The organism is Agrobacterium sp. (genome assembly GCF_059499945.1).
This window is the reverse complement of sequence record NZ_JCABZP010000014.1, coordinates 219,725-234,579: the sequence shown is the minus strand read 5'-3', so window position 1 is coordinate 234,579 and position 14,855 is coordinate 219,725. Positions and strand designations below refer to the sequence as shown.

General features: G+C 59.0%; 16 protein-coding genes. 12 read left to right on the top strand and 4 right to left on the bottom strand.

Annotated elements, in window-relative coordinates:
* Positions 1–34: 34 nt before the first annotated feature.
* Genes AC5I5B_RS12890 through rsmI form a run of 3 tightly spaced genes read right to left on the bottom strand, consistent with a single transcriptional unit; the run spans position 35 to position 1,905 of the window.
* Entirely contained in the window at positions 35–595 is a 561-nt protein-coding gene (locus AC5I5B_RS12890) for a sugar O-acetyltransferase (protein ID WP_003503835.1), read from the bottom strand.
* A 13-nt stretch (positions 596–608) separates the two neighbouring features.
* Positions 609–977 carry a YraN family protein gene (locus tag AC5I5B_RS12885; RefSeq protein WP_003503837.1) on the bottom strand — a complete coding sequence of 123 codons (369 nt, stop codon included), beginning with the start codon at positions 975–977 and terminating at the stop codon, positions 609–611.
* Complete coding sequence (rsmI, locus tag AC5I5B_RS12880; RefSeq protein WP_003503840.1) at positions 967–1,905, bottom strand: 16S rRNA (cytidine(1402)-2'-O)-methyltransferase; 939 nt, start codon at positions 1,903–1,905, stop codon at positions 967–969. The genes AC5I5B_RS12885 and rsmI overlap by 11 nt, the downstream gene beginning before the upstream one ends.
* Before the next feature lie 267 nt (positions 1,906–2,172).
* Here rsmI and dnaN point away from each other — a divergent pair, with 267 nt between their 5' ends.
* The 6 genes from dnaN (at position 2,173) to AC5I5B_RS12850 (ending at position 6,890) form a co-directional block, all read left to right on the top strand.
* Positions 2,173–3,291 (top strand): DNA polymerase III subunit beta, encoded by a 1,119-nt coding sequence (gene dnaN, locus AC5I5B_RS12875; RefSeq protein ID WP_003503841.1) that lies wholly within the window; start codon positions 2,173–2,175, stop codon positions 3,289–3,291.
* 194 nt (positions 3,292–3,485) lie between these two features.
* Positions 3,486–4,079, top strand: coding sequence for a phospholipid N-methyltransferase PmtA (pmtA, locus tag AC5I5B_RS12870; RefSeq protein ID WP_020809814.1), 594 nt, complete (start codon positions 3,486–3,488; stop codon positions 4,077–4,079).
* A gap of 96 nt (positions 4,080–4,175) precedes the next feature.
* Positions 4,176–4,772 carry a histidine phosphatase family protein gene (locus AC5I5B_RS12865; RefSeq protein ID WP_020809815.1) on the top strand — a complete coding sequence of 199 codons (597 nt, stop codon included), beginning with the start codon at positions 4,176–4,178 and terminating at the stop codon, positions 4,770–4,772.
* 4 nt (positions 4,773–4,776) lie between these two features.
* Positions 4,777–5,484, top strand: a complete 708-nt coding sequence (gene pyrF / locus AC5I5B_RS12860; RefSeq protein WP_003503850.1) for an orotidine-5'-phosphate decarboxylase — start codon at positions 4,777–4,779, stop codon at positions 5,482–5,484.
* A 17-nt stretch (positions 5,485–5,501) separates the two neighbouring features.
* Positions 5,502–5,789 carry a DUF1330 domain-containing protein gene (locus AC5I5B_RS12855; RefSeq protein WP_334426675.1) on the top strand — a complete coding sequence of 96 codons (288 nt, stop codon included), beginning with the start codon at positions 5,502–5,504 and terminating at the stop codon, positions 5,787–5,789.
* A gap of 120 nt (positions 5,790–5,909) precedes the next feature.
* Positions 5,910–6,890 carry a complex I NDUFA9 subunit family protein gene (locus AC5I5B_RS12850; protein ID WP_087743260.1) on the top strand — a complete coding sequence of 327 codons (981 nt, stop codon included), beginning with the start codon at positions 5,910–5,912 and terminating at the stop codon, positions 6,888–6,890.
* A gap of 605 nt (positions 6,891–7,495) precedes the next feature.
* On the opposite strand, the gene AC5I5B_RS12845 is transcribed toward AC5I5B_RS12850, so the two are convergent.
* Positions 7,496–8,302 carry an undecaprenyl-diphosphate phosphatase gene (locus tag AC5I5B_RS12845; RefSeq protein WP_111781362.1) on the bottom strand — a complete coding sequence of 269 codons (807 nt, stop codon included), beginning with the start codon at positions 8,300–8,302 and terminating at the stop codon, positions 7,496–7,498.
* A 158-nt stretch (positions 8,303–8,460) separates the two neighbouring features.
* Here AC5I5B_RS12845 and AC5I5B_RS12840 point away from each other — a divergent pair, with 158 nt between their 5' ends.
* The 6 genes from AC5I5B_RS12840 to AC5I5B_RS12815 all read left to right on the top strand — a co-directional run bounded on the left by AC5I5B_RS12840 (position 8,461) and on the right by AC5I5B_RS12815 (position 14,841).
* Positions 8,461–9,153 (top strand): glutathione S-transferase family protein, encoded by a 693-nt coding sequence (locus AC5I5B_RS12840; protein ID WP_003503856.1) that lies wholly within the window; start codon positions 8,461–8,463, stop codon positions 9,151–9,153.
* A gap of 80 nt (positions 9,154–9,233) precedes the next feature.
* On the top strand, positions 9,234–10,385 hold the full coding sequence (queG, locus tag AC5I5B_RS12835) for a tRNA epoxyqueuosine(34) reductase QueG (RefSeq protein WP_026363808.1): 1,152 nt from the start codon (positions 9,234–9,236) through the stop codon (positions 10,383–10,385).
* A gap of 3 nt (positions 10,386–10,388) precedes the next feature.
* On the top strand, positions 10,389–11,261 hold the full coding sequence (locus AC5I5B_RS12830; RefSeq protein WP_111833757.1) for an SDR family oxidoreductase: 873 nt from the start codon (positions 10,389–10,391) through the stop codon (positions 11,259–11,261).
* Between the two features lie 427 nt (positions 11,262–11,688).
* Positions 11,689–12,057 carry a septal ring lytic transglycosylase RlpA family protein gene (locus AC5I5B_RS12825; protein WP_003503862.1) on the top strand — a complete coding sequence of 123 codons (369 nt, stop codon included), beginning with the start codon at positions 11,689–11,691 and terminating at the stop codon, positions 12,055–12,057.
* Positions 12,058–12,118: 61 nt separating this feature from the next.
* Positions 12,119–13,408, top strand: a complete 1,290-nt coding sequence (locus AC5I5B_RS12820) for an RsmB/NOP family class I SAM-dependent RNA methyltransferase (RefSeq protein ID WP_111833758.1) — start codon at positions 12,119–12,121, stop codon at positions 13,406–13,408.
* Positions 13,409–13,563: 155 nt separating this feature from the next.
* Positions 13,564–14,841, top strand: a complete 1,278-nt coding sequence (locus AC5I5B_RS12815) for an imelysin family protein (protein ID WP_060727075.1) — start codon at positions 13,564–13,566, stop codon at positions 14,839–14,841.
* The last annotated feature ends 14 nt before the right edge of the window (positions 14,842–14,855 follow it).

The window sequence follows — 14,855 nt, the reverse complement described above, 5'->3', positions numbered from 1 at the left end:
CATGTCAGATTTATTACAGCAGCTGGCGAAACTCTCAGTCGGCTATACGCTTTATGGGCCGAGCCGGATTTCCCACCACCGTCACGCCCGGCGGCACATTGCGCGTCACCACCGAACCGGCGCCGACAATCGCGCCGTCACAAATGGTGATGCCCGCCAGAAGGATCGCTCCGCCGCCGATCCAGACATCTCGCCCGATCGTCACAGGCTTCGCGATTTCAATGCCTTGCGCCCGCGGCACCGGGTCCAGATGGTGTTCCGCACAATAAATCTGCACAGCAGGCCCGAGCATCGCGCCATCGGCTATCGCGACCTTCGCGGAATCGAGAATGGTGCAGCCGGCATTGAGATAAACATTTTTGCCCAGCGTAATGTTGAAACCGTAAGCGCAATGAAACGGCGCTTCAAGAAATGCGCCTTCCCCGACAGAATTAAAGAGGGTGCGCAGCAGCGGTGCAATCGCCCCGCGCTCATCCGGCGGCATCGTATTGTGCTGGTGGACGGCCTTTCGTGCCCGCCAGCGCAATATATCCAGCTCCGTATCCATGCAGCTGTACCATTCGCCCGCGGCCATTTTTTCCCGTTCGGTGGACATTGTTTCCCTCCCCTCAAAAGGCGTCGATGAAATGCTGCGGCAGGCGATGCGGCAGGACCGCGACAATATCGAAACGCAGTGAAAACCGCGCGGCATCCTTGCGGCGGGCGAGCCAGAGATCGGCGGCCGCCCGGATGCGCTGCTGCGAATGGAAGCCGACAGCATCAACCGCACCGGCTCCTGAGGACCGCGCCTTGACCTCGATGATGGCAACGAGGTCCTTCTTGCGGGCGATGAGGTCTATTTCCCCCAGCCGGGTGCGATAACGAATGGCGAGGATGCGATATCCCTTCAGCAGCAGATAAAGTGCCGCCCAATATTCCGCAGCATGGCCGCGTCGTTCGGCTTTGCGCCTTTCATTGCTTCGCCCGTCAGCGGCCATCCGTTTCCTTCATATCCAGCAGCCTTTGATAAAGCTCCTTGCGCGGCAGGCCCGTCAGCTTCGCCGCTTCACCCGCGGCCTTGGCGGCCGACATGGTGGCGACGAGATCCTTCAGAAGCTTCTCGACATCCTCGATATCGGGTATCTCATCATAGGAGGGCGGCTCCACCAGAAGCACGATCTCGCCCTTCACCACCCGGTCGCCATCATAATAATCCGCAAGCTCGCCGAGCGTGCCACGCCGGAATTCCTCGAAAGTCTTGGTCAGTTCACGGCAGACCACGGCGCGGCGGTCGCGGCCGAGCACCTCCGACGCGACTTTGACGGAAGCACCGATACGATGCGGCGATTCAAAGAAGATCAGGGTTGCGGGGATTTTCGCCAGCGCGGCAAAACGGTCGCGCTTGCCGCGATCTTTCACAGGCAGAAAGCCTGCAAACAGGAAGGCGTCACTCGGCATGCCCGAGCCGACGAGGGCGGCAAGCGGCGCAGAAGCGCCCGGCACCGGCACGACGCGATGCCCGGCTTCAAGCGCCAGTTGACCGAGGCGATAACCGGGATCGGAAACCAGCGGCGTTCCGGCATCCGATACCAGCGCCACGGATTTTCCGGCCTCGAGAGCTGCGATGAGCTTCGGTCCCGCTTCGTTGGCATTGTGCTCGTGATAGGAGAGCGGGCGGGTGCGGATACCGTAACGTTCGAGCAGGATGCGGGTGACGCGGGTATCCTCGCAGGCGAGAACATCGGCCGAGGCCAGCGTTTCCAGCGCACGAATGGTGATATCACCGAGATTGCCGATGGGCGTGGCCACGAGATAAAGGGCGGGCTCCAGCGGTCGTGCCGCAATGGTGGCCGTGCCGATCCTGAAGCTCTTCTTGTCTCTGTTGTCGCTGTTCGATATTTCTTCCGTCACACGGCTTCCAATCATTCTGGCCGATCATTCCCGGCCGGTCGCTCCGGTTTTCCCTCTTTATGGGCAATAGAAAACCGGCGAACAAGCTCCATGGATGGTTCAAGCCTGTGGATCATGCTGTATAGCAGCAAAATGAGCGGCGGCAGACGCACTCGGCTCTTGCATTTTCTGCAATAACTCTGCCATTTTGCCCGTCCACATTGTCCGGCTTTGCGGCCGGTGAAGACTCTTCTTGCCGATCCGGCGGTGGCCGGTTCGCAACGGTTGAAAGCGGTAGCGTCCATGCGTATTACTCTTGAGCGGTCGAACCTTCTGAAATCGCTGAACCACGTCCACCGGGTTGTCGAGCGTCGCAACACGATCCCGATCCTGTCCAACGTCCTCCTGCGCGCATCCGGCGCCAATCTGGACATGAAGGCGACCGACCTCGATCTGGAAATCACCGAAGCGACCCCGGCCATGGTGGAGCAGGCGGGCGCCACCACCGTGCCGGCGCACCTGCTTTATGAAATCGTGCGCAAGCTGCCTGACGGTTCCGAGGTGCTTCTGGCGACCAACCCGGACGGCTCCTCGATGACCGTTGCCTCCGGCCGCTCGAAGTTCTCGCTGCAATGCCTTCCGGAGACGGATTTCCCCGACCTGACCGCCGGCACCTTCAGCCACACCTTCAAACTGAAGGCGACCGACCTGAAGATGCTGATCGACCGGACGCAGTTTGCGATTTCGACCGAAGAGACGCGTTATTACCTGAACGGCATTTTCTTCCACACCATTGAAAGCAATGGCGACCTGAAGCTGCGCGCTGTCGCCACCGACGGTCACCGTCTGGCGCGCGCCGATGTGGATGCGCCCTCCGGTTCCGAAGGCATGCCTGGCATCATCATTCCGCGCAAGACCGTCGGCGAGCTGCAGAAGCTGATGGACAACCCGGAGCTGGAAGTCACCGTCGAAGTCTCGGATGCGAAAATCCGCCTGACCATCGGTTCGGTCGTTCTGACCTCGAAGCTGATCGACGGCACCTTCCCCGATTACCAGCGCGTGATCCCGACCGGCAATGACAAGGAAATGCGCGTCGATTGCCAGACTTTCGCGCAGGCTGTCGACCGCGTCTCGACCATTTCTTCCGAGCGCGGCCGCGCCGTCAAGCTCGCGCTCACCAACGGCCAGCTGACGCTGACCGTCAACAACCCGGATTCGGGCAGTGCGACGGAAGAAGTGGCCGTCGGTTATGACAACGATTCGATGGAAATCGGCTTCAATGCCAAATATCTCCTAGACATCACCTCGCAGCTTTCCGGTGAAGACGCGATTTTCCTGCTGGCCGACGCCGGCTCGCCGACGCTGGTTCGCGACACCGCTGGCGATGATGCGCTTTATGTTCTGATGCCGATGCGCGTTTGAAAACGCGCATTTCTCATCAGTTTCATCAAAAACGCCGGGGAACTGCTTCACCGGCGTTTTTTGATTCGGTGGAAGAAGGTTTCACGTCGGAAGCGAATTTTTCCAGTTACGACATTTTGCCTTGTTTTTGCGCCAAATGGGATCAACAGTACGCAACAGTTTTTTGATAATGACCAAAAGCATCTGAGGGAACTATGGCACTTAACCTGAAGCAACGGCTTGAGCAGAAATTTGAGGAAGAAATCCGCTTTTTCAAGGGCATGGTCAGCCAGCCGAAAAAAGTCGGGGCTATTGTGCCGACGTCGTCCATCACGGCGAGAAAAATGGCGAGTGTCATCAATCCCCATTCCGGCCTGCCGGTTCTCGAACTCGGCCCTGGCACCGGCGTCATCACCAAGGCCATTCTGGCACGCGGCATCAAGCCGGAGAACCTGACCGCCATCGAATATTCGACCGATTTCTACAATCAGCTGCTCAGGGGCTATCCGGGCGTCAATTTCATCAATGGCGACGCCTTCGATCTCGATGCGACGCTTGGCGAGCACAAGGGCCAGATGTTCGACAGCGTCGTCTCCGCCGTGCCGATGCTGAATTTCCCCATGGCCGCCCGTATCAAGCTTCTCGACGAATTGCTGAAGCGCGTGCCCCACGGCCGTCCCGTCGTGCAGATATCCTACGGTCCGATCTCCCCGATCGTCGCGCAGCCGCACCTCTACCATATTCGCCATTTCGATTTTATCGTGCGCAATATTCCGCCGGCGCAATTGTGGACCTATACGCGGGCCTGATTGCCCGACAGGATAGGCAAGGCCGTCATTTCCCGGTCGCGACGAATGGTTAGGGTGTTGATTTGCCCTTTCCATCGCCTTTGAGGACCGATTGCCATGCATGCGCTCTACATCACCCATCCCCAGGTCAAGATCGATGCGGATGTTCCCGTTCCCGAATGGGGGCTTTCGGAGAGAGGGGCCGAGCGGGCACGGGAGGCGAGCCGCCTGCCCTGGGCGCGGTCATTATGCCGCATTGTTTCCAGCGCCGAAACCAAGGCGATCGAAACCGCCCGCATCCTCGCCGAAACCTCCGGAGCGGAGATAGAGATCGTCGAGGCGATGCATGAAAATGACCGGTCTGCCACCGGCTTCCTGCCACCGCCGGAATTCGAGAAGGCGGCGGACTGGTTCTTCGCCAACCCCGAAGAAAGTTTTCACGGCTGGGAGCGCGCAATCGATGCGCAGGCGCGGATTGTCGGGGCCGTCAAAGCCGTTTTCGAGCGACACGATCCGCGGCAGCCGATCGCCTTTGTTGGTCATGGTGGCGTGGGTACGCTCCTGAAATGCCATATCGAAGGCCGTGACATCAGCCGCAGTAAGGACCAGCCGCCCGGCGGCGGCAATCTCTTCCACTTTTCCATCGCCGAATTTTCACTTGCAGCCGCGTCCCCCACATGCGACTGGACGGCGATGGAAACATGGCAGGGATAAGACAATGACCGCGCGCGAAAAACTCATCGTCGGGCTGGATGTTCCGACTGTGCAGCAGGCCGAAGACATCGTCTCGAAAATCGGCGACGAGGTTCTGTTCTACAAGATCGGTTACCAGCTGGTATTCGCCGGCGGTCTCGAATTCGCGCGTGACCTTGTCCAGAGCGGCAAGAAGGTCTTTCTCGACATGAAGTTGCTCGACATCGACAACACGGTCGCTTCCGGTGTCGAAAACATCGCCCGCATGGGCATGTCGATGCTGACCCTGCATGCCTACCCCAAAGCCATGCGCGCCGCAGTGAAGGCTGCTGAAGGTTCCGGCCTCTGCCTGCTGGGCGTCACCGTGCTGACCTCGATGGATGACGTTGATCTGGCCGAAGCCGGTTACGCCTCGGACGCCCGTTCGCTGGTGCTGCGCCGGGCGGAACAGGCGCGCGAGGCGGGCATGGGCGGCATCGTCTGTTCGGCAGAGGAATCGACTGCCGTGCGCGAAATTCTCGGTCCGGATCTTGCCGTCGTTACCCCCGGCATTCGCCCTGCCGGCGCAGATCTTGGTGATCAGAAGCGGGTGATGACACCCTACGACGCCATCAAGGCCGGCTCGAGCCATCTGGTCGTCGCCCGCCCGATCGTTCGGGCGGAAGATCCGAAGGCGGCGGCCCGCGCCATTCTTGATGACATGCTGCGCGCCAGCTTTCCGGCCAATCAGTAACGACAGGAGCAGATGAAATGGCAAAGGGATATTGGATCGCCCGCGTCGATGTACGCGACAGTGAGCGCTACAAGGACTATGTCACGACGGCAAAGCCCGCCTTCGAGCGGTTCGGTGCCAATTTCCTGGCCCGTGGCGGTGCCTTGACCGAGCTGGAAGGCAAGGCCCGTGCCCGCAATGTCGTCATAGAGTTCCCGTCAGTTCAGCACGCCATCGATTGCTACAACTCCCCCGAATATCAGGCAGCCGCCAAAATCCGCCAGGAAATCGCGGAGGCGGAGATGGTGATCGTCGAAGGAATTTGACGGGCGTCAACCGCATTTCCAAAACCGGCCCCTGCCCTGCGACAACATCTCTTCACGCGCGCGCGGCTTTGGGCTAAGAGACTGAAAAACGCTTTATCGACAGCTTCTGAGGAGCCTCCCATGACCTTGGCCAACCTTCCACCCCTCGTCACCGTTTTTGGCGGTTCGGGTTTTGTCGGGCGGCATGTCGTGCGGATACTTGCGAAGCGCGGTTATCGCATCCGTGTCGCCGTACGTCGCCCCGATCTTGCCGGCTTCCTGCAGCCGCTCGGCAATGTTGGTCAGATTTCCTTTGCTCAGGCGAACCTGCGTTATCGCGATTCCATCGTCAAAGCCGTGGAAGATGCTGATCACGTGGTCAATTGCGTCGGCATCCTGACCGAAAGCGGTCGCAACACCTTTGACGCCGTTCAGGAATTCGGTGCGAAAGCCATTGCCGAGGCGGCCCGCGATGCTGGCGCCACGCTGACGCATATTTCCGCCATCGGTGCGGAAGCGGGTTCGCCGACCGGTTACGGCCGCACCAAGGGCCGCGCCGAAGCTGCCATCCATTCCATCCTGCCCGGCGCCGTGATCCTGCGCCCGTCGATCATTTTCGGACCGGAAGATGATTTCTTCAACAAATTCGCCAAGATGGCCCGCAGCATGCCCTTCCTGCCGCTGATCGGCGGCGGAAAAACCAGATTCCAGCCGGTCTATGTCGAGGACGTCGCCGAAGCCGTCGCCCGTGGCGTCGATGGCAAGCTGAAGCCCGGCGCCATTTACGAACTCGGCGGCCAGGACGTGATGACGTTCCGCGACTGTCTTGAGGCGGTTCTTGCCGCAACGTACCGCCAGCGTCCTTTTGTCGACCTGCCTTTCGGTGTCGCCTCAACGATCGCCAAGCTCACTTCGCTGGTGCCGCTGATTAAGCCGCCGCTGACGGTCGATCAGGTGACCATGCTGAAAAAGGACAATGTCGTTTCCGCCGAGGCGGAAAAGAACGGCCTGACGCTGGAGGGTATCGGCATCACCCCCGTTCGCGTCGCCTCCATCCTGCCGTCCTACATGGTGCAATATCGCACCCACGGCCAGTTCTCAAACGCAGGTAAAGCGGCCTGAAGCTCAGGCCAGCGCCAGCGATTTCAACGAAAGCGGGAGCCATTCCCGCTTTTTGTTTTTGCCCAATTCAATTGCAACCAAACCGCTATTCGTGCATTTTCTCCTCAACTGCAGGGGAGGTGTAGAATGAACTAAGGCAGATTTCTAAAGCCGGGTAAAAGTTAACGGCCGTCCGGCCGCCACAGGCAAGCGTGGCACAAGCGCAACTGTGGAAAAGACTTCGCATTAACCCGGTATTCAACAAGCTGCTTTATTGATATTCGCCACATTCCAAACATATCCCGAACCCTCACTTCACACACGGCGGCACGATCCGCGCGAACGAACGTCTGAAAGGCAATAATAAAATGGGCAGATCTATCGCACTCTTTTTTGCGTGTGCGGCTTTGGTGGTTCTGGCGGGTTCTTTCATGGCGCCGGGAACGGTTGCAGCGGGCAAGAGCGGTTGCGCTCCCGCCTACGGCGTCGACCCCTGCGCAACGGCTTCGATCAGCACCAACTGATCGGCCTTTAAAAGTTTCAAAGAAAAAGCGCCGCCGGTTCTCCGGGGCGCTTTTTCTGTTTTTGTTCGTTCATTACGGACGAGGGTTATTCCCGTCCTCGGCTCAGCCGAAAACCAGAAGCGCGATCAGCCCCAGCGAACCGATGGCGATGCGCCACCAGGCAAAGGGCGCAAAGCCCCGACGCGACACAAAATCCAGCAGAGAGCGAACAACAAAGAGGCCCGAGACAAAAGCGGCGATGAAACCGACGGCAATCAGCGCGCCGTCATCAAAACTCAGCGCATCGCGGTTCTTGTAAAGGTCGAGCGTGAAAGCGCCGAGCATGGTCGGCATCGCCAGAAAGAACGAAAATTCGGCGGCGGAGCGCTTATCCGTGCCCATCAGCAGCGAGCCGACGATTGTGGCGCCGGAGCGCGACGTGCCGGGAATCATCGCAAGGCACTGGAAGAGGCCGATCTTGAAGGCAAGCGACGGCGGATAATCCATGATGTCGGTATATTTCGGTTTCAGCGGCATGCGGTCGACTGCAAGCAAAATGACGCCGCCGATGATCAGCACCACGCAGATGAGCATCGGCGTTTCAAACAGCACGGTCTTGATGAAATCATGCGCCAACGCGCCGATTATCGCCGCCGGCAAAAAGGCGAGAGCGACGGCCAGCACGAAACGACGCGCCTTGGCGCTGGCTGGCAGGGCCAAGGCTATAGACATAAGCTTTTGAAAATAAACGAGAAGAATCGCAAGGATCGCGCCGAGCTGAATGAGGACGGCAAAGGTGTTGCCGGGTGATTTGAAGCCGAGGAAATGCCCGGCCAGCAGCACATGTGCCGTTGAGGAAACGGGAATGAACTCCGTCAGACCCTCGATAATGCCCAGCAGAAGCGCGCTGATGATCGATTGGTCACCCATGAGGTATCCTTCTTTTCAGGGGGAAGTGGCAATGGAAGGCAATTGCGTTAAACTTGTTTTAAAGTAGCCAAGCTCTTATAGCGTCTTGATGAAGCGAAACTGAAAAAGTTTTCCGGCAAATGCCGATCATGACAACCAATCGTAAAAATTGAGTACCGATGCCAACTCTCTATCACTCTCCGATGTCGACCGCATCCCGGTTCGTTCGTCTGATCCTTGCGGAATACGGGTTCCAGACCGATCTCGTGGAGGAGCAGCCGTGGGAAAGACGGCGGGAGTTTCTGGCGCTCAATCCGGCCGGCACCCTGCCGGTCTATCTCGATGACAATATGCGCTCGCTGAGCGGGCCTTATGTGCTTGCCGAATTTCTCGACGAAACGCATGGCGTTCTGAAGCGCGACCGCCGGCTTCTGGCGGAAGACCCGTTTCAGCGCGCGGAAATCCGCCGCCTGACGGAGTGGTTTCTGCAGAAGATGGAAAATGACGTGACCCGGCCGCTGGTGCGGGAACGGGTCTATAAATTGCAGATGACGGCGGCCCAGGGCGGCGGACCGCCGGATTCCAAGCTGCTGCGCACCGCCCGCAACAATATCCGCCAGCATATCAAATATCTGGAATGGCTGGCCGGTTCGCGCACATGGCTCGCCGGCGATCGGTTGAGCTATGCCGACCTTGCCGCAGCCGCCGGCGTTTCGGTGCTGGACTATCTCGGCGAGATCAACTGGCTCGAAGCGCCGATTGCCAAAGAATGGTATCAGCGGCTGAAATCGCGCCCGTCCTTCCGGCCGTTCCTGAGCGAGCGCATTCCGCGCCTTGCCCCCTCCTCCCACTACGCCGATCTGGATTTCTAAGTTCCAGTCCTGCTGGTTGTTTGCTGTGGCCTGCGGCTCAGCCTATATATGCCGCAGAATAGCCCGCAGGAGAAACGACCATCGACGTCGCGAGCGAAAAGCAGCGGATACGCGCGCACAAACTGACGGACTTCGTTCGTCAGGAAGCGCTTTCGCTCGGCTTCGATCTCTGTCGCATCACCGCCCCAGACAGCATTCCGCTCGCGCCGGAACGGCTGAGACAGTTTCTCGACAACGGCTATCACGGCACGATGGCGTGGATGGAGGAAACGGAAGCACGGCGTGCCGAACCGAAAACGCTGTGGGGCGACGTGCGCTCCATCGTCATGTTCGGACTGAACTACGGCCCGGAAGAAGATCCGCGCGACCTGCTTTCCAAACCGGACAAGGCCGCCATTTCGGTCTATGCCCGCAACCGCGATTATCACGACATCATCAAGGGGCGGTTGAAGGAGATCGCAACCCGTTTTGCCGCGCGCGCCGGCGAAGATGTGAAGGTCTTTGTCGATACCGCGCCTGTGATGGAAAAGCCGCTCGCCGCCGCAGCCGGTCTCGGCTGGCAGGGCAAGCACACAAACCTAGTAAGCCGCACCCATGGCTCATGGCTGTTTCTCGGCAGCATGTTCACCACGGCCGAACTCTGTCTCGATGAGGCCGAAAAGGATCATTGCGGTTCCTGCCGCGCCTGTCTCGATGCCTGTCCGACGGCTGCCTTCCCCGCGCCCTATCAATTGGACGCTCGCCGCTGCATCTCCTATCTCACCATCGAGCACAAGGGGCCGATCCCGCACGAGTTCCGCCCGATGATCGGCAACCGCATCTATGGCTGCGACGATTGCCTTGCCGCCTGTCCGTGGAACAAATTCGCGGCCAGCGCCTCCGAGATGAAACTGCAGGCGCGCGAGGATCTGAAGGAACCTTCCATCGCCTTCCTGCTCACGCTCGATGACGCTGCGTTTCGCAGTTTCTTCAGCGGCTCACCGGTCAAGCGCATCGGCCGCAATCGCTTCATCCGCAATGTGCTGATCGCGGCGGGAAACTCCGCAGACCGGCAATTCGTGGAACAATGCAAGGCGCTTGCGGAAACTGACCCTTCGCCCGAGGTGCGCGGCATGGCCGCATGGGCTTTGTCACGGCTTATGGACAGGGACGAATTCCGTACATACTCTGCCGGTCGCGCCCCGGAGCCTGATCCGGAGGCGGAAATGGAATGGCAACTGGCAGAGGCGTGAACCATGCATGTGATGATTTTTGGCGCGGGATATTCGGGCAAGGCCATTGCAAACGCGCTGAAACCCGAGGCCGCAAGCCTTTCCGGCACCACACGCAGCAAAGACAAGTTCGCAAGCCTCGCCACAGCGGGCATGACGCCGTTCCTCTTTGACGGGGTCCATCTCAATGACGAGCTCATCGCCGCCATGGGCAATGTGACGCATCTCGTACAATCCGTCGCGCCGGGCAGGGATGGCGATCCGTTGCTTGCGCTTCTGGGCGGCGATCTGAAAAAGTTCCTGCCCAATCTGACATGGGTCGCTTATCTTTCCACGGTCGGTGTTTATGGCGACCATCACGGCGCCTGGGTGGACGAGACGACACCCTGCCGCCCTGTTTCCGCGCGCTCCGTGGAACGGGTAGCCGCTGAGGCTGCCTGGACTGAAGCAGCCCAAAAGGCGAATGTGCCGCTTTCCATCCTGCGCCTGTCCGGAATTTATGGCCCGGGACGTAATGCCTTCATGAATTTCGAGAAGGGAACTGCGCGGCGGCTTGTGAAGAAGGACCAGGTGTTCAATCGCATCCGCGTCGAGGATATCGGTGCCGCACTTGCCTTTCTGGCACAAAAAAACGAACGCGGTATCTTCAACGTGACAGATGATGAACCCTGCCCGCCGCAGGATGTGGTGAGCTTCGCAGCGACGCTGATGGGCGTGGAACCGCCGCCCGAGCAGGCTTTTGAAACCGCCGATCTGACGCCGATGGCGCGCTCTTTCTATGGCGAGAACAAGCGCGTTTCGAACGCCAGAATACGCGATCTTGGCTTCGATTTCCGCTTTCCGGAGTACAGACTCTCCCTGAAACAATTGTGGGAAAACGGCCTCTGGCGAGGCTGAGAATGGTCCCATCGAAAGCGATGAAAAATCCTTCCAATCCGGCTTTTGCGGATGGTTTTCGTCTTATTTCAGCTAATTAGGACTTTATTAACCATCCAAAAATCACTAAAATCGTAGTCATTAGAAAAATATTTCACTCACATTTCGTGAAGTGGATTCACGAAGCCGTGACTTGCAACAACATTTCCATTGAGCGTTGATTCTGCATTATTTTTTCCGAATTGTGACAGGGATGGCCAGGCGACGCCTTTCCGGCTAACGATCACGAATATTACAGACTGTAACAGTTCGTGATTTGAGATCAGCTTTTTTTCGCCATTTTTCCCTCGCCCTACAATCTCGCATCAAAAGGCGTTCAGGCCAGTTCATGGCCGTTTAGCAAGGGCACAATCAATCGGCGCGGGGCCGATTTTCAGGGAAGCACAGTTTGTTGAATATCCGTCGTATAACTTTCACCGCTGCAACTATCGCCGCCTGTTCCATCATTGCGCCTCTTCAGGCGAATGCGGCAAATGGTTGTGGAGGCGCATCGTGGTATGCGTTGACCTCCAAGACTGCTTCTGGCGAGCGCATGAACGCCGCCAACCTGACCGCCGCCCACCGCTCGCTGCGGTTCGGCACCAAGGTCAAGGTGACCAATGCCCGCAATGGCAAGGCCGTTGTGGTGCGCATCAACGACCGCGGGCCGTTCATCAAGGGTCGCGTTCTCGATCTTTCCAAGGCGGCCGCCAAGAACATCGGCATGATCAACTCCGGCACCGCCAAGGTTTGCTACGAGATCGTCAAGGCCGATTGAGCCTTGCCCTCGCCGCCATTCGCGTCTACCAACCGGGCTTATCAGAAGAACGAGGTAGACAATGCGTTTAGGCGGGCGTTTGGCCGGAGCAATCGAAGTATTGGCGGATATTGAGGGACGCAGGCGTCCCGTCGCCGATGCTCTGAAAGATTGGGGCCTTGCCCATCGTTTCGCCGGTTCCGGCGACAGGGCGGCAATCGGCAACATCGTCTATGACGCGCTGCGCATGAAACTGTCGCACGCCTGGCTGATGGATGACGATAGCGCCACCTCTCTCGGTTATGCGGTTCTGCTGCGCCAATGGGGCAAGAGCTTTTCGGACCTTTCGGCGGAATTCGACGGCGACAAATTCGCCCCCGCCGCACCGGATGAACAAAGGCAGCAGGCCTTTCTCTCCCGTTCTCTCGGTGACGCACCGGCCCATATTCAGGGCGATATTCCAGAATGGGTGCAATCTTCCCTCGAAACGGCCTTCGGAGAGCGCTGGCTCGCCGAGGCGCAGGCGCTGAACGAGCGGCCCACGCTTGATCTGCGCGCCAACACCTTGAAAGCGACACGCGACAAGGTGCTGAAGGCGCTGGAAGAAAGCGGTGCGGAAGCCACACATATCGCCCGCCAGGGCGTGCGCATCCCCGCTGGCGAAGGCCCTTCCCGCCTGCCGAATGTGACGGCCGAACTGTCCTTCCAGAAGGGCTGGTTCGAAGTGCAGGACGAAGGATCGCAGATCGTCGCCGATCTTGCCGGCGCCCATGAGGGCGAACAGATCCTCGATTATTGCGCGGGCGGCGGCGGCAAGACGCTGGCCATGGCTGCCAGCATGAACAATAAGGGCCAGGTCCACGCCTTTGACGCCGACCGCAAGCGCCTTGCGCCCATCATCGAGCGGCTGAAGCGGGCCGGCACGCGCAATGTGCAGGTCCATGACCGCGCATCAGGCCTTACGCCGTTTCAGGGAAAATTTGACCGCGTTCTGGTGGACGCACCCTGCACTGGCACCGGAACCTGGCGCCGACGCCCCGATACCAAATGGCGGCTGACGGCGCGCAATCTGGAAGAGCGCGTGCAGCAGCAGGGCGAGGCGCTTTCGCAGGCCAAGGGTTTCGTTCGCCCGGGCGGAGAGCTGCTTTATGTCACCTGTTCGGTTCTGCCCGAAGAAAACGAGCAGCAGGTCAAGCGCTTCTGCGCGGACAACCCGGAATTTTCCATCGGCTCTGCACTGGAACGCTGGCAGACAACTTTCGGCGGCAATGCGAATAAACCGCATTCTTCCGACGGCAGGACAGTGACGCTGACGCCTGCAACCACAGATACGGATGGCTTCTTCTTCTGCTTGATGAAACGCAAAGCATAGTACCCTCTTTGCAAGCACTGATTTTACTTGAAAAACAGCCCTCGATCTTGTTTCAAAGCATTCTAAACTAGAATGTTTGACACAAGTTTGTGATTGGGTCAGAACTCGCTTGCCGCGGCGCGAAGTCATTTCGCGCCTGCCGAAGGAGAGGGATCATGATCCGCAAAACCATTCTCAGCGCTTCTTTTGCGCTTCTTGCCGCATCTGCGGCTTTTACCGCGCTCCCCGCACAGGCCGCCACTGACGCGGCCGCCGTCGTCAAGCATTATGCTGATGTCGCGCATGCGAAATACGAGGATTCGCTGACCACGGCGAAGGCGCTGGACAAGGCCATCGATGCGCTGATCGCAACGCCGAGCGAAGAAACCCTGAAAGCCGCGCGGGAGGCATGGATCAAGGCCCGTGTTCCCTATCAGCAGTCGGAAGTCTATCGTTTCGGCAACCCGATCGTCGATGATTGGGAAGGCAAGGTGAATGCCTGGCCGCTGGATGAAGGTCTGATCGATTACGTCGACGGTTCCTATGGCACCGAAAGCGACGAGAACGAACTCTACGTTGCCAACATCATCGCCAATCCGAAGATCAAGATCAGCGGTGAAGAGGTCGACGCCTCCAAGATCACCCCCGAGCTGATCGAAAGCCTGCACGAGGCGGGCGACGTCGAAGCCAATGTGACGACCGGTTACCACGCCATCGAGTTCCTGCTCTGGGGTCAGGACCTGAACGGCACCGGACCGGGCGCGGGCAACCGCCCCTATACCGATTATGACAAGGCGAAATGCACGAACGGTAATTGCGACCGCCGGGCCGATTACCTGAAATCCGCCTCGACCCTGCTGATCAAGGATCTTCAGGAGATGGTGGATGCCTGGGCGCCGGAAGGCGAAGCCACGAAGACAGTGGAAGCCGATCCCAAAGCGGGCCTGACCGCCATTCTCACCGGCATGGGCTCACTCTCCTATGGTGAGCTGGCCGGCGAACGCATGAAGCTCGGCCTTTTGCTGCATGATCCGGAAGAGGAGCATGATTGCTTCTCCGACAACACCTATAATTCGCATCTTTACGACGCGATCGGCATCGCGTCGGCCTATACCGGCGACTATACCCGCGTGAACGGGACGAAGATGACGGGCGCCTCGCTGTCTGAACTGGTCGGCGCCAAGGACAAGGCACTGAACGACGAGATGCTGGCGAAGCTGAACAAGACACTCGACGCCATGCACGCGATGGAAAAGCGCGCCCAGACCGTTGAGGCCTATGACCAGATGATCGGCGAAGGCAACAAGGAAGGCAACGCCGTGGTTCAGACGGCCATCGATGGCCTTCTCGACCAGACGAAGACTGTCGAACGCGTCATAGCGGCGCTCGATCTCGGCAAGATCGAGCTTGAAGGCTCCGAGAGCCTCGACAATCCGAACGCCGTCTTCAAATAAGCGGCAAAGCGGGC